This window comes from Solibacillus sp. FSL R7-0668 (assembly GCF_038006205.1).
Lineage (GTDB): Bacteria > Bacillota > Bacilli > Bacillales_A > Planococcaceae > Solibacillus.
This window is the reverse complement of the sequence record NZ_JBBOUU010000001.1, coordinates 1,027,797-1,043,061: the sequence shown is the minus strand read 5'-3', so window position 1 is coordinate 1,043,061 and position 15,265 is coordinate 1,027,797. Positions and strand designations below refer to the sequence as shown.

Annotated in this window: 16 protein-coding genes; all 16 read right to left on the bottom strand. The window is 38.3% G+C overall.

Annotated elements, in window-relative coordinates; genetic code table 11:
• Positions 1-12: 12 nt before the first annotated feature.
• Positions 13-2,076 (bottom strand): chemotaxis protein CheA, encoded by a 2,064-nt coding sequence (locus MKX47_RS04830; RefSeq protein WP_340771727.1) that lies wholly within the window; start codon positions 2,074-2,076, stop codon positions 13-15.
• 17 nt (positions 2,077-2,093) lie between these two features.
• Complete coding sequence (locus MKX47_RS04825) at positions 2,094-3,239, bottom strand: protein-glutamate methylesterase/protein-glutamine glutaminase (protein ID WP_340771725.1); 1,146 nt, start codon at positions 3,237-3,239, stop codon at positions 2,094-2,096.
• A complete protein-coding gene (locus MKX47_RS04820; RefSeq protein WP_340771723.1) occupies positions 3,240-4,118 on the bottom strand; it encodes a MinD/ParA family protein in 879 nt (292 codons plus the stop codon). It lies immediately after the preceding gene.
• A complete protein-coding gene (gene flhF / locus MKX47_RS04815; RefSeq protein WP_340771721.1) occupies positions 4,102-5,301 on the bottom strand; it encodes a flagellar biosynthesis protein FlhF in 1,200 nt (399 codons plus the stop codon). The genes MKX47_RS04820 and flhF overlap by 17 nt, the downstream gene beginning before the upstream one ends.
• Complete coding sequence (gene flhA, locus MKX47_RS04810) at positions 5,298-7,331, bottom strand: flagellar biosynthesis protein FlhA (protein ID WP_340771719.1); 2,034 nt, start codon at positions 7,329-7,331, stop codon at positions 5,298-5,300. The genes flhF and flhA overlap by 4 nt, the downstream gene beginning before the upstream one ends.
• Before the next feature lie 24 nt (positions 7,332-7,355).
• Positions 7,356-8,444: a flagellar biosynthesis protein FlhB gene (gene flhB, locus MKX47_RS04805; protein WP_340777719.1), complete on the bottom strand. Its 1,089-nt coding sequence runs from the start codon at positions 8,442-8,444 to the stop codon at positions 7,356-7,358.
• 7 nt (positions 8,445-8,451) lie between these two features.
• Positions 8,452-9,237 carry a flagellar biosynthetic protein FliR gene (gene fliR, locus MKX47_RS04800; protein ID WP_340771717.1) on the bottom strand — a complete coding sequence of 262 codons (786 nt, stop codon included), beginning with the start codon at positions 9,235-9,237 and terminating at the stop codon, positions 8,452-8,454.
• Between the two features lie 4 nt (positions 9,238-9,241).
• Positions 9,242-9,511: a flagellar biosynthesis protein FliQ gene (gene fliQ / locus MKX47_RS04795; protein ID WP_340771713.1), complete on the bottom strand. Its 270-nt coding sequence runs from the start codon at positions 9,509-9,511 to the stop codon at positions 9,242-9,244.
• 13 nt (positions 9,512-9,524) lie between these two features.
• Positions 9,525-10,190, bottom strand: a complete 666-nt coding sequence (gene fliP, locus MKX47_RS04790) for a flagellar type III secretion system pore protein FliP (RefSeq protein WP_340771711.1) — start codon at positions 10,188-10,190, stop codon at positions 9,525-9,527.
• Positions 10,187-10,870: a flagellar biosynthetic protein FliO gene (locus tag MKX47_RS04785; protein WP_340771708.1), complete on the bottom strand. Its 684-nt coding sequence runs from the start codon at positions 10,868-10,870 to the stop codon at positions 10,187-10,189. The genes fliP and MKX47_RS04785 overlap by 4 nt, the downstream gene beginning before the upstream one ends.
• A 4-nt stretch (positions 10,871-10,874) precedes the next feature.
• Entirely contained in the window at positions 10,875-11,237 is a 363-nt protein-coding gene (locus tag MKX47_RS04780) for a response regulator (RefSeq protein WP_340771705.1), read from the bottom strand.
• 24 nt (positions 11,238-11,261) lie between these two features.
• The gene (gene fliY / locus MKX47_RS04775; protein ID WP_340771703.1) at positions 11,262-12,506 is read right to left on the bottom strand and encodes a flagellar motor switch phosphatase FliY; all 1,245 of its coding nucleotides are present in this window, start codon (positions 12,504-12,506) and stop codon (positions 11,262-11,264) included.
• Positions 12,499-13,494 carry a flagellar motor switch protein FliM gene (gene fliM / locus MKX47_RS04770; RefSeq protein ID WP_340771699.1) on the bottom strand — a complete coding sequence of 332 codons (996 nt, stop codon included), beginning with the start codon at positions 13,492-13,494 and terminating at the stop codon, positions 12,499-12,501. Before fliM ends, fliY begins: the two co-directional genes overlap by 8 nt.
• Before the next feature lie 45 nt (positions 13,495-13,539).
• Positions 13,540-13,965 carry a flagellar basal body-associated protein FliL gene (fliL, locus tag MKX47_RS04765; RefSeq protein WP_340771696.1) on the bottom strand — a complete coding sequence of 142 codons (426 nt, stop codon included), beginning with the start codon at positions 13,963-13,965 and terminating at the stop codon, positions 13,540-13,542.
• Positions 13,952-14,176 (bottom strand): flagellar FlbD family protein, encoded by a 225-nt coding sequence (locus tag MKX47_RS04760; protein WP_340771694.1) that lies wholly within the window; start codon positions 14,174-14,176, stop codon positions 13,952-13,954. The genes fliL and MKX47_RS04760 overlap by 14 nt, the downstream gene beginning before the upstream one ends.
• 74 nt (positions 14,177-14,250) lie before the next feature.
• Positions 14,251-15,264, bottom strand: coding sequence for a flagellar hook-basal body complex protein (locus MKX47_RS04755; protein ID WP_340771692.1), 1,014 nt, complete (start codon positions 15,262-15,264; stop codon positions 14,251-14,253).
• Position 15,265 lies beyond the last annotated feature (1 nt).

The window sequence follows — 15,265 nt, the reverse complement described above, 5'->3', positions numbered from 1 at the left end:
CTCTTATCCTTTTTACTTCATAAGTGCGTTACAGTCTACGATTAACGCTACTTTACCGTTACCTAAAATGGTAGCACCTGAAATTGCAAAAATATTTGTTAAGTAGTTTCCTAATGATTTTAATACAATTTCTTGCTGACCGATAAATGAATCCACAACTAAGCCAGCTAATTTATCGCCTTTACGAACGATTACAACCGAATGGAATCCATCGTCATTTTGCTCTTGACGTGGTACTTCAAAGATTTCTTCAAGGAATACTAATGGCACCACTTTGCCACGGAAATCAATCACCTTTTGATTGTGGGCATTTAAAATGTCTGAGTTACGGATAATAGATGTTTCGATAATAGATGATAATGGAATCGCATAAATTTCGCGTTCAATTTCAACTAACATTACTGAAATAATCGACAATGTTAATGGTAATTGAATCGAGAATACAGAACCTACATCCTGCGTTGACTCGATTGAAATGCTGCCGCCTAAAGATTCAATCGTTGTTTTTACAACGTCTAAACCAACACCACGACCAGATACGTCTGAAATCACTTCTGCTGTAGAGAAGCCAGATGCTAAAATTAGTTCGTTAATTTGCTTATCCGTCATGGATAGCGATTGCTCATGCGTAACAACACCTTTTGAAATCGCCTTTTGCAATACGCGATCGCGGTCAATTCCTGCGCCATCGTCTTCAATTTCGATGAAGACATAGTTACCACTATGGTAGGCACGAAGCTCTACTGTACCTTCTTCTGGCTTCCCTTTTGCACGACGAACTTCTGGGGGTTCAATCCCATGGTCAACCGAGTTACGAATTAAGTGAACGAGTGGGTCACCGATTTCATCGATAACAGTTCGGTCAAGCTCTGTTTCTGCACCAACAATATTAAGCGCAATTCTTTTATTTAGATCACGTGATAATTGACGCACCATTTTTGGGAATCGGTTAAATACAGTCTCTACCGGAACCATTCGCATCGTTAAGACAATATTTTGTAAGTCGCCCATTGTACGGCTCATGCGCTCTACGGTTTCGTTTAACTCTCCATGATTCACATCCGTAGCAATTGATAATAATCGACCACGGTCAATTGCAAGCTCTTCGAATAGATTCATTAAAATATCAAGACGCTCGATATTAACACGAATGGTTTTACTTGTAGCATGACCGCTAGAAGATTTATTGTTATTTGCAGTTGCTTTAGGTGCTGCTGGTGTTTGTGTTGCTGCGACTTCTGCCGTTGCAGCCTGTACAGTTGCAGCTACTTCTTCTTGAACTTCTAAAGGGGCTACAGAGCTTGTAAATACGTCCTGATTAATTTCATTAACATCAACACGGTCTACTTCTGATACTTTCATCAGCATTTTTTGTAAGTCTTCAGCGGACTCCTTTGAAATAAACGCCACATAAAATTCATTATCAAACTGCTCTTCTTCTAATCGTTCCACTGTTGGTGAGGACTTAATGACATCCCCATTTTTCTCTAAAATTTCAAATACCATAAATACGCGAGCCGCTTTTAATAAGCAATCATCACGTAATGTTACTGTAATTTCATAAGCGTTAAAATCTTGCTCAGAAGATTGTAAAATGACCGTTTTTTCAAAATCATCATACGTCAATTTTAAATCTGGGTTTAATACCACTGGAGCTTCAGCTACAGGGGCAGCTGGTGCTTTCGCTGCAACGGGTTCACCGGATTCGATACTTTTTAATTTTTCTACCGTTTCTTGAACATTGCGTTTTCCATCGCCACCATCCGCAATGTCATACACCATTTCCTCTAAATGATCTACTGATTCAAAAACAACGTCTAAAATTTCTGGCGATACTTTAATTTTTTCATTACGGATAGCATCTAACACATTTTCCATTTTATGTGTTAAATCAGCGAGATCCTCAAAGCCCATTGTAGCTGACATCCCTTTTAACGTATGCGCAGAACGGAAAATCTCACCAACAATCGTTAAATTCTCTGGGTTTTTTTCTAATTCTAATAAGTGTTCGCTACAAGCTTGTAAATGCTCTTTACTTTCTTCAATAAACATTTCTAAATATTGATTTACTTCCATATAAAAGGCACCCCTTATTAAGGCATATATTTCATAATTGATTGTGCAATATCATCAACATCTGCCACTTCATCAACGAGCTGCGTTTCCACGGCAGCTTTTGGCATTCCATATACAATGCATGTATCTGCTGACTCTGCAATTGCTATTACATTTCCTGTTTTCTTTAATGCAACAAGACCTTTTGATCCATCATAGCCCATACCTGTCATAATTACGGCTACTTTATCGAATTCTGAGTATTGACTAACATCCTCAAACATCACATCAACAGAAGGACGGTGACCCGAACGAGGTGGCTCAACTTGATCGAGCGCAATTGCAAAAGTTGAACCGACTTTACGCAATTTCAAGTGGTAACCACCTGGTGCAATATAAGCTGTTCCCTTTTGTAATATATCGCCCTGTTCGGCCTCTTTTACATGAATTTGACTTAATTGATCTAATCTTGTTGCCAGTGATTTCGTAAACCCTGCTGGCATATGCTGGACAATCAGAATTGGCGCATCCACATCAGCAGGAATTTTGGTAATTACCTCTTGTAAAGCACGCGGTCCACCCGTTGATGTACCGATTAAAATAATTTTTTTAGCATGCTTATTCCAATCAACTTTATCCGTAGGCTTCTTAAAAATGGGCGCCGGCTTTGGGGATACGATTGTTGACGTAGGCGTTGCTGTTTTTGCTGGTGTTTTTTGCTTATTTGACGTTATCGATGTTGAAATAGACATTGGCTTTTTCAGCTTTGCTATTGGTACGCTCGCAGCCTCGACAGCTTTATGTACGAGCTCATCTTGAATTTTGTGTAAATCTAATGAGATTGTGCCACTTGGTTTTGCTACAAAATCTACCGCCCCATATTCCATAGCTGTTAAGGTATTTTCTGTACCTTGCTGCGTTGTACTCGAAAGCATGACAACTGGTACAGGACATTTGATCATAATTTCCTTCAGTGCTTCTAAACCATTCATCTCCGGCATTTCAACATCCATTGTCACCACATCTGGATTAAGCTGTTGAATTTTTTTAATTGCGTCTTTCCCATTGCGCGCAGACCCCACAACTTCAATTTGTAAATGGTCAGTAAAAAAATCACTAATTAACTTCCGCATAAATGCCGAATCATCAACTACTAATAACTTGCTTTTCTTTGCATTGTCCATTTACTCACGACCTTTCGAAAAGATGCTCTTTAATTTGGTTAAAAATTTATTCGATTGTTCAGCAGCATGCACTTCTTCCATTTCAACTTGATGATGTAAAAATTGTTGAACAATTTTTTGCATCGTTCGTGAAATAGGTGCATCAGGATACAATGTTGTAAACAATGATTGCTGACGAACTGCTTGGCGGACTACCGGATCTTCAGGTAATGATCCTAATATAACAACCTCTTTTTCTAAAAAACGCTCCATTACCATCTTTAAACGTCTTGTCGTATCTTGGCCTTCTTCAATCGTAAATGCCCGATTGCATAATAGATAAAACGTTTTGGAATCATCTTTTAGATGGATGAATTTCATCATGGAATAGGCATCCATAATCGATGTTGGCTCTGCTGTTGAAATCACAATCATTTCGTCAAGGGATGTCAATAGATCTAATGACCAATCCACTATACCAGCACCCATGTCAAACAACACAAAGTCATAATCTCTTTGAAGTGTTTCAAGTGCTGTAAGTAATCGGCCGAATACTTCTGGTGACCAATCCATTAATGAAGACATGCCTGAGCCACCTGAAATATAATTCATGCCTTCAGAAGTCGTAAACATAACATCCTCTAAAGCTAGATTTCCATCTAAGTAATCTTTCAAACTATACTTCGCAGATTTTCCAACTAAAATATGTACATTTCCCATTCCGATATCCATATCTAATATTACTACTTTTTTACCTGATTTAGCCAACAACATGGCAAAGTTCGTTGTAAAGTTACTTTTACCGACTCCACCTTTTCCACTAATGATGGCAATGGATCTACCTGTCCCTACATCGTTTCCAAGCATTTTTTGTCGAAGTTTTTCAGCTTGATCTTTCATCTAAACGCTCCTTGAAAAAAAGCTCTAATAGACTATCACTACTTGGCTGTTCGATATCCTCTGGTACTTCTTGACCATTCGTATAGTAAGCGAGTCCTTTATTATATTTAATCATTAAATTAAACATAGTGCCAATAGAATTTGTTTCATCTAGCTTTGTAAAGATAAATTTCTCAATTTTTAAGTTCTTAAATTGTTCAATAATGGACTCTAAGTCTTTTTGCTTAGCTGTGATAGCTAATACTAAATAGGATTCTGCTTGTTCATTAAAATTAATTAACGCTTTTAAATCATTCACATATTTTGCTTCACGATAATTCCGCCCAGCCGTGTCGATAAAAATTAAATCTAAATGGGCTAGCTTTTTAATCGCCTCGGCATAATCCTCGGCATTATAAACAACCTCCACAGGTGCCTGTAATAATGCTGCATAGGTCTTTAGTTGTTCAATTGCCGCAATCCGATAGGTATCGGTTGTAATGAAGCCGATTTTCTTTTTCTTCTCTAATACAGAGCGTGCCGCCATTTTCGCAATGGTCGTCGTTTTTCCCACACCTGTAGGACCTAAAACATTAATGTACTTCTTTTCGTAGGACAATCCGCTAATCGGCAATGCATAGAGCTCTTTACGTAAAAAGTCTTTGGCAATGGTTTGCATTTCATCCCATGTAATAGCATTGTCATTCGTTTTATAATGCATAAAAAGCTCATCACTAATTGCTGTGATAAGCTCCTCGCCAAGTTCCTGCTGTTTTAAAAAATCGACAAATGGTAAGAGTTCATCTGGATATTGAGATTGTGTCGACATGCGCTGCATAGATTGCATGATAGCTTTTAAATCCGCAATTTCTTTCGCCAAATTATCTGGTAAAGATGAGTTGACCTGAGGAGCCTTCGCTAAAGCAGGCTTCTCAGGTTGAATCATTGGCTGACTTGGTATATAAATTTCTTCTTTATCATTTGTTTTAAAAGATGGGATGTCTGGTAAAGATGGCATCATCGGCTTTTTTTCGTCACGGTCATAGCCCGCTACTACTTCATAGCTTTTGTTTTTCACTAAACCTAAAAACTTTTTCGTGACCACAACCTTCGAATTTAAAATAACGGCATCGTCACCTAATTCTGCACGAATTTGCTTCATCGCCTCCGCTATAGAGGGCGCATTATATTTCTTCATCTTCATTCAACATTCACCACCCCTACACTTTGAATTTCAACTGCTGCATCAAGCTCATTATACGATAGTATCGGAACTTGAGGGAAATAACGCTCGGTTAATTGTCTTAAGTACATACGCACACCTGGTGAGCACAGAATGATCGGTGATTGCTCCATATACGAAATGCGCTCTACCTCTTTTGCAATACCCTCTAGTACAAACTGCGATTCTTGAGGGTCCATCGCTAAATAATTCCCGTGATCCGTTTGCTGAATGCTATCAGCAATTAACTTTTCGACTTTTGCTGAAACCGTAATAACCTTTAAGGCCGGTTGACCAGCAACATATTGTGATGTAATTTGACGCGCTAAAGACTGACGCACATACTCCGTTAAAATATCGGTATCGCTTGTTAATTTTGCATAATCCGCCAACGTTTCGAAAATAATCGGTAAATTACGGACAGATACATTTTCACGCAATAATTTAGCCAATACCTTTTGCACTTCCCCAATTGAAAGCGGTGTTGGAATTAAATCGTCCACCAAAATCGCATGCGTTTCGCGTAAGTGATCGATTAATTGCTTCGTTTCTTGACGACCTAATAGCTCATGTGCATTAGCACGGATAATTTCTGTTAAGTGTGTTGAGACAACACTTGGAGGGTCAACAACGGTATAACCATACATTTCGGCATCCTCTTTGACTTCCTCTGTAATCCATTTCGCAGGAAGACCAAATGAAGGTTCAATTGTATCAATACCGTCAATCGAATCATCATCACCAGGGCTCATAGCTAAGTAATGATCTAGTAATAGTTCGCCACGCGCCATTTCATTTCCTTTTATTTTGATGCGGTATTCATTTGGTTGTAGCTGAATATTATCTCGAATACGCACGATTGGAATGACAATCCCTAGCTCTAGCGCTAACTGACGTCGAATCATAACAACTCGGTCCAGTAAGTCCCCGCCCTGTGCTGCATCTACTAATGGAATTAGCCCATAGCCAAATTCAAATTCAATTGGATCAACATTTAATAAATTAATAACATTCTCTGGACTTTTCATCGTATCGCTTGCCACTTCTTCTTCGATTTCCATAATTTCTTCTGGTGTTTCGACTTTTTTATTATCCATTAAGTACGCACCAACCGCTAATGCAAGCGCAATTGGAATGGTAATCCAATCTGGAATTGGTGTAAATAAACCTAATAAGAAAATCGTGGCACCGGCTACATATAATAGTTTAGATTGTGCAAATAGCTGCTCGGTAATGTCTGCGCCCAAATTCCCTTTTGAGGCCGCACGCGTTACGACGATACCCGTAGCAGTCGAAATTAAAAGTGCTGGAATTTGTGATACGAGACCATCACCGACTGTTAACATCGAATATTTAGAAGCCGCTTCGCCAAAGCTTAACTCCATTTGCATCATCCCAATAATCATACCGAATAGTAAGTTAATTCCTACCATGATAATCGATGCAATGGCATCCCCTTTAACGAATTTGGTTGCCCCGTCCATCGCTCCATAAAAGTCTGCTTCACCAGATACTTTTTCACGGCGTTCACGTGCTTCCTTTTCCGAAATGATACCGGCATTTAAATCAGCATCAATACTCATTTGTTTACCAGGCATCGCATCTAATGTGAAACGTGCAGCTACCTCAGCAACACGCTCCGAACCCTTTGTAATAACGATAAACTGAATAATAACAAGTAGTAGGAAGATTACGAGACCGACTAATATATTTCCGCCCGTTACGAAATTACCAAACGTTTCAACTACTTTACCTGCATCCCCTTCTGCTAAGATGGCACGCGTAGTCGAAACGGATAACGCTAAACGGAACAGCGTTAATAATAGAATAACTGTTGGGAAAATCGAGAAGTCTAACGCTTCTTTCATATTCATTGCTGTTAATAACACTAATAATGCAAGTGTAATATTAACAATAATTAAAAAACTTAATAACCAATGTGGGAGAGGGATGATGAGCATTGCTACAACCATAATAACTGCAGCTAAAACCCCCATGTCGCGTATTTGCATTGTTGTCCCTCCTGAATTTCTACGTTAAATTTTGCGCTTAATACGATATACGTAAGCAAGAACCTCTGCCACCGCTTTGAAAAATTCCTCGGGTACAGCTTGTCCTATTTCTACTTGATCGTACATAGCACGTGCCAATGGTCGATTTTCTACCATAATGACATCATGTTCTTTGGCAATCATCTTTATTTTTTGGGCTACAAAATCCGTACCTTTTGCAACTACTCGTGGTGCATCCATTTCATCTTCATCATACTTTAATGCAATCGCATAGTGCGTCGGGTTTGTAATGACTACATCCGCTGAAGGAATTTCTTGCATCATCCGGCGCATCGCCATTTCACGCTGACGCTGCTTAATTTTTGATTTAATGAGCGGATCCCCTTCTGCGTTTTTGTACTCATCTTTAATATCTTGCTTCGACATTTTTAATTGCTTTTCATATTCAAAGCGTTCATATAAATAGTCAAAAAGCGCAATGACGACTAACATAAGTGAAGCCGCGATGCCCATAATAGCTGATAAATACGCGACCGTTGCTAAAATTTGCCCTGGACTATGTAAGGCTAAAGAAAGAACATCCTCTAAATAGACGATAATCACAATCGTTGTAACGGCGCCAATTAATGTAACCTTTAATAAGGACTTCACTAAATTGACAATTGCACGAACGGAAATGATTTTTTTTATCCCTTTAATCGGATCCATCTTTTTTAAATCAAATTTCAATGTCTCTGTTGTAAATAATAAGCCGAACTGAAAAAAGTTAGCTCCAATACCTGCAATCATCGCAACAAGCATGATTGGTAAAGTAATAATTGCCATTTCCTTTAAGGACTCCACATACATATACATGACGGTATCTTCGTTTAATGTTTCGATTAAAAGATTGCGGTTCAGCGCCTGCAATAAAAAGCCCTTTACCCCGTCAAACATAAATGGCGCAAAAAATAGCAAAAAGAAAAAGGTAATTAACAATAACACGCCTGCGGTTACATCTTGACTTTTTAGAACCTGTCCTTTTTTACGTGCATCTTGTCGCTTTTTCGGTGTTGCTTTCTCCGTTTTTTCACCTGCAAAAAACTGAAGATCTAACAATACTAATAGCTTCATCTCCACGCTATTCACCACCTAAAATAACCATTAAATCACGTAAAGTAATAATCATATATTCAATTAGTTCCTTCATAACTCCAACTAATACACCCATCGTGACGATTAAGACAAGAAAGCCAACTGCGATTTTAATCGGGAAACCAATAACGAAAATGTTCATTTGAGGAACCGTTTTCCCGGTAATCCCTAGCGCTAACGTTACTAAAAACAGTGTTGCAACTATTGGAGCTGACATTTGAAATGCTATGGCAAAAACGGCTACAAACATTTTTATAACAAAGAGCACGGTATCTTCTTCCCCAAACGTTGGGAAAATTTGATCAATGGGCATAAATTGATAACTATAATAAATACCGTCCAAAATAAGATGATGACCATTTATGGCGAGCAGCAATAAAAGTGCAAGGAAATTTAAAAATTGCCCCATTAAAGGCGCTTGTGCACCCGTCTGTGGATCAATAATATTTGCCATTGCAAACCCCATTTGGAAGTCAATGAAGCCACCAGCAATCTGTATGGCCGACATAACCATCGTGGCAACTAAGCCCAGCATCAATCCAATCAACGCTTCTTTTAAAATGAGCAATATGTATTCTCCATTAATTTCAAATGGCTCTACGTCGAATGTATAATACATCATCCATGCTAAGGCAACCGCTAGAACAATTCGAACTTGTGGCGGAATTGTTCGGTAGGAAAGTAAAGGGACTGATACAAAAAAAGCAGAAACTCGAACCACAATTAATAATAAAATCGAGATATTAGGCAATACGTCAAGTAACTCTGTCATCGATTCACCCAATAAATCGCACTAAATTATTTAAAATGCCATAAAAATAATCTGTCATTCTCGAAATGATAAACGGTCCAAAAAAAACGAGTGCTACTAATACAGCAACAATTTTCGGTACGAATGCTAATGTTTGCTCTTGAATCGAAGTGGTTGCCTGAAAAATACTTACCGCTAAACCCGTTATTAACGCAACTAATAACAATGGCCCCGATACGATTAATACGGTAAACACCGCGTTTTCTGCAATTGCAATGACCATTTCCTGTGTCATTTTGTATCATCCCCTAAAAACTTTGAAGTAAAGATTTCATTACTAAATACCAACCATCAACAAGTACAAATAATAAAATTTTAAATGGTAGTGAAATCATTACTGGAGGCAGCATCATCATCCCCATTGACATCAGCGTACTTGCAACGACCATATCAATAACTAAAAATGGAATGAATATCATAAAGCCCATTTGAAATGCTGTTTTAATTTCACTTAAAGCAAAGGCAGGTACAAGATAAGTCAGCGAAATGTCCTCAATTGTTTCGGGATATTCTGCTTCGTTATAGGCTAAAAATAGCTCTAAGTCCTTTTGCCTTGTATGTTGTGCCATAAATTCTTTAAAAGGGACCGTCGCGCGCTCATAAGCCTCTTCCAATCCGATTTCTTCATCGAATAACGGCTGAAGTGCTTGCTCATTCACCTCTGAGAAAGTTGGGGCCATAATAAAGAATGTTAAAAATAATGCTAAACCAATAATCACTTGGTTTGGAGGCATTTGGTTTGTCGCGAGTGCCGTACGCGTAAAGGAAAGGACAATTACAATACGTGCAAACGACGTCATTAAAATTAAAATACTTGGCGCTAATGAGAGGACTGTTAGTAGGAATAACAGCGTAACCGATGTGGAAACATTGCTCGGGTCACTCTCTGAAAAAACTGACAGAAGATCGTTCATCGTTTATCACGCTCCTGTTCTTTCCAACGCTCTAAATCATCACTTCGCTGTTGCTTAATTTCATCTAACTTTTCACTAAACATGTCATTAAATTTTGGGCTATTCGAAATATCCTTTGGTTGATCCTTTTTTGAAAACTTCTTAAATAATTCCGCAATATATGGTGTTGTTGTCACCATTTTTTGATTTTGATTCATTTGATCCAGTAATTGCTCTACTTCATCCGCAGATTCAATTTCCTTGATCAATTGAATATTTTCCCCTACACCGACTACATAAATTCGATTCCCGATATGTAATAACTGTACCGATTTTTGCTGTCCTACTGATAAACCACCAATATTTTTGATCATGGTATTTTGTTGATACGCTAAGTTACGTTTATTTAAAAATTTAAGAATTACTAATAATAGCCCAATGACAAACACAAGAGCTAATACGATTTTTATGTATTCCCCTACCCCTACACTAACAGATGCCGACTCAGTAGATTCTGTTTCGGCATCTGTCTTGTTGTCAGCTGAACTATTTTCATCTGAGCATAATTCAGGGTTTTCATTACAATCGTCGTATACGTTACTTACCATCGCAAAAGTGCCATTTGAAATTGGTATGAACGGCATAGTTAACCATACTATTCCAGCAAGGAGCCAAATTCGAAATGATTTTTTTGCTTGCATAAAATCAACCTAAAGCTTTTTGAATTGCTTCGATTACACGATCTGCTTGGAATGGTTTTACAATGAAGTCTTTTGCGCCGGCTTGAATTGCATCGATAACCATCGCTTGTTGCCCCATCGCCGAACACATAATGACAACCGCGCTCGGGTCTGTTCCTTTAATTGCTTTTAATGCAGCAATACCATCCATTTCAGGCATCGTAATGTCCATTGTTACTAAATCAGGGCGTAATTCATTATATTTTTCTACAGCTTGTAAACCATCTGCTGCTTCCCCAACTACTTCATAACCATTTTTCGTTAAAATATCCTTAATCATCATGCGCATAAAAGCAGCATCGTCAACAATTAAAATCTTTTTAGACATACTCTGATTCCTCCAATTAGAAAACTATCTTAAATTGTTCAAGCGATCAGCTTGACTTAAAATATCTGTGATTCGAACACCAAAGTTCTCATCAATTACTACGACTTCGCCCTTCGCAATTAAACGACTGTTCACTAAAATATCAACAGGCTCCCCTGCAAGCTTATCTAACTCAATGATTGAACCACTTGACAGCTCTAATATTTCTTTTACAGAGCGTTTCGTGCGACCCAACTCTACTGTTACTTGTAATGGAATATCTAGTAACATATTCAAATTACGCGCTTCACCTTGCGAAATATTCGCTGAATCAAAACTAGCAAATTGAGCTTGTTGGACGTTAGCAGGTGGTACTTGATACACCGGTTGCTGCGGTATTGGCTGCTGATACATCGGTTGCTCATACATTGGCTGCTGATACATCGGTTGCTCATACATTGGTTGTTGATAAACCGGCTGCTGTGTTGGTTGCTGAACAGGCTGTTGGACAGGCTCTTGCACTGGCTGAGGTGCAGGTTGTTGGACAGTTGGTGTCGGTTGCGCTGGTGCTAAAGTAGCTGCTGGCTCATCCGTCTCTCCCATTAATGACTTTACTACTTTTTTACTAAAGTTTAAAGGTAGTAATTGCATTAAATTTGAATCAATCAAATCACCAATTCGTAATCGGAATGAAATTTTCACCAATAAATCATCAGGTGGAATATTATCCGTACCTTCATTTTGCGAAAAATTCATTAAATCGATTGAAGGTGGCGAAATATCTACCTTTTGATTAAACATTGTTGACATCGATGTTGCAGCAGAACCCATCATTTGATTCATGGCTTCTTGTACGGCACTTAACTGAATTTCACTTAATTCTGGCTTCGGATTTAAGCCATCTCCACCTAGCATTAAATCCGCAATAATTGCCGCATCAGATTGCTTAATTACGAGTAAATTCATACCCGATAAACCAATTGTATATTCCACTTGAATGGCCACATATGGATGCGGGAATTCTTGTTCTAAACGATTGCGATTAATCATTGAAATACTTGGTGTTGTAATATCAACTTTTTGCCCTAATAAAGACGAAAGTGCAGTAGCTGAACTACCGAAAGATATATTTCCAACCTCACCTAATGCATCAATTTCAATTGGACTTAAATGATCTTCAACTTTAATTTCTTCTGTTTCTAAACTTTGGCTCGCAGCAGGAACATCCTCTAATGTCTCGCCCCTTAATAGCGCCTCAATTTCTTCTTGGGAGAGCATTTCATCACTCATCTTCGTCTCCTCCTTTCAAAGGGTCGATAATTTGAACAGCCATTTTTTTATTTAATTTACCTGGCTGTACGGTGAACTTTGGTAAGTTCCCCACTTTTAATGTTAATGGATTTTCAATTTTTTGCTCTAATTGAATGACATCACCTGTTGCCATCATTAAGAAATCTTCAATCGTAATATCCGTTGTTCCTAATTCTGCAATAACTGGTAATTTTGCTTGCTTTACGCGTGTTTCAAGCATTTTCGTTTGTTCTGGAGACATCTCTTTTGTATTGGTCTGCATCCAGTAACGAACAGATAAGTTAGGCACGATTGGCTCAAGGACAACATGAGGAATACAAATATTAATCATCCCTGTTGTTTCACCAATAATCGTGTTTAATGATATCACAACTACAGTTTCATTCGGCGATATCATTTGTAAGAATTGGGGATTTACCTCTAATTCTACAAGCATCGGATCAATTTCTGCAATATTTTCCCAAGCTTCTCGTAAATTGTCGAAAGAACGCTCGAATAAATTCGTCATAATTTTCGTTTCAATTTCAGTTAAATTATCGACATTGCTATGGCTTGCACCAGTCCCCCCCATTATTCGGTCTAGCATGGAGTAGGCGATATTCGGGTTGATTTCCATTAAAATATTACCATCGAGTGGCGGTACTTCGAATACGTTAATTAATGTCATATTCGGAATGGAACGAACAAACTCCTCAAAAGGAATTTGGTCAACTGATGCTACTGTAATTTGAACATAGCTTCTTAGCTGTGCCGAGAAGAATGTTGTTAACAGGCGAGCAAAGTTTTCGTGTATTCGGGTCAAACTTCGGATTTGGTCTTTCGAAAAACGAAGCGCACGTTTAAAGTCATACACTTTTACTTTTCGGGTTTCTTCGTCCTTCTTCATGTCTGATGCTGACATTTCGCCAGTTGAGATGGCCGATAAAAGCGCATCAATCTCAGACTGTGACATTATATCTCCTGCCATTTGCCCACCTCCATTTCATGATGATTCCAATTGTAATTGACTCAGTTATTGAAGTACATAAGAAGTAAAGTATACCTGTGTTACTTCACCGGATTGCATTAGCTCATTGATTTGAGATTTAATCGTATTTTGGAATGCAACTTTACCCTGTTTTCCTTTTAATCCTTCCTCTTCCATTTCAGAGAGCTCTTGGATTAGGATATCTTTTACTTGGTACTCACGTTTTAATAACTCTTCACCAGCTTCTTTATCGGATGCTTGAAGTGTTAATGTAAGTCGCACAAAGCTTCCATCCGCTAAATTTGTTGTGATTTCTGGGATGTCTACCTTAGATTCAACAAGTTCATCAATCGTTGGTCCTTTGGCTTCTCCTTTATCGAGCTGTGTTAATAACACTACCACGATAACACCGATTAACGTAATCGTCACTAGCATAATGAGCATAATTGTTAATAATTTATTGTTCTTCATCTTCTTCACCTCTTAGATGCGGGTTTGATAAAATTTGTATATGTTGATAAAAGGCTTTCACCTTTTGTCGCACCTGTTTCTCAGTTTCTAAAACAATGAATTTACGCCCAGTCGTTAGCGTAATCGTTGTATCAGGAAAAGCTTCGACTGTTTCTATGTATAGAGCGTTTAAAGTAAATGCCTTACCATTTAGCTTTGTTACTTCTATCATTGAAATAGGGCCGGACCTTCCACGAGAGCCGGCCCGACCCCCCTTTACAATGAATTTAATATGATATTAAAAGATTATCGTTTTAAGTTTACAAGCTCTTGTAATATCTCATCTGATGTTGTGATAATACGTGAGTTTGCTTGGAAACCACGCTGCGCAACGATCATCTCTGTGAACTCTTCAGAAAGGTCAACGTTGGACATTTCGACAAAGCCTGAGTTTACTGAGCCAATACCGTCTTGAGTACCTAATTGTACATATGCATCACCAGAGTTTTGTGTAGGTAGGAAATAGTTAGAACCTGTTTTTTCCAAACCACTAGCATTTGCAAATTTAGCTAATACTAGTGTCCCTGCATATTGTAATTTACCTGCAGAATCTACAAACGAAATTGTACCATCTTTAGATATACTCATTGATTGTGCAGTTACCGGAACACGAATCGGACCAGGTGTTGGTGTACCTGTACCTGTACCTCCTCCTGCTCCTGCTGCTGTGCCGTCAATTAATCCGCCTGTAGTTGGATCAATTAATGATTCCCCTGCATCTACTAGTGCTTTTTCATCATCAAAATTTGATGGGATTGGGTTTTCAGGGTCTAACGCATCATAAGTACCAATTTCACTATTGGCATAACCTACTAAGTATTTACCATCTCCATTAACCAAATATCCATTTTTATCCATATAAAAATTTCCTGCACGTGTATAAGATATAGGACCAAACTCTGGATTTTGGATAACACCTGTCTCATCTGGAGCCTCAATTGAATCTGCTACCATAAAGAACCCCTCTCCAGAAATCCCCAAATCAAGTGTACGACCAGTAGATTGCATTGAACCAGAAGTATGAATTGTATCGATTGCTGCCAATTGTGAACCTAAGCCTACTTGAATAGCGTTGACACCACCACGAGTAGCGGAAGGACCAGATGCCCCTGATTGTGTTTGTGAAATTAAATCTTTAAAAACTGTACGCTCTTTCTTGAAACCATACGTATTAACATTGGCAATATTATTACCGATAACATCCAATTTTGTTTGGAAATTTTTCATACCTGAAATCCCTGAATACATTGAACGTAACATA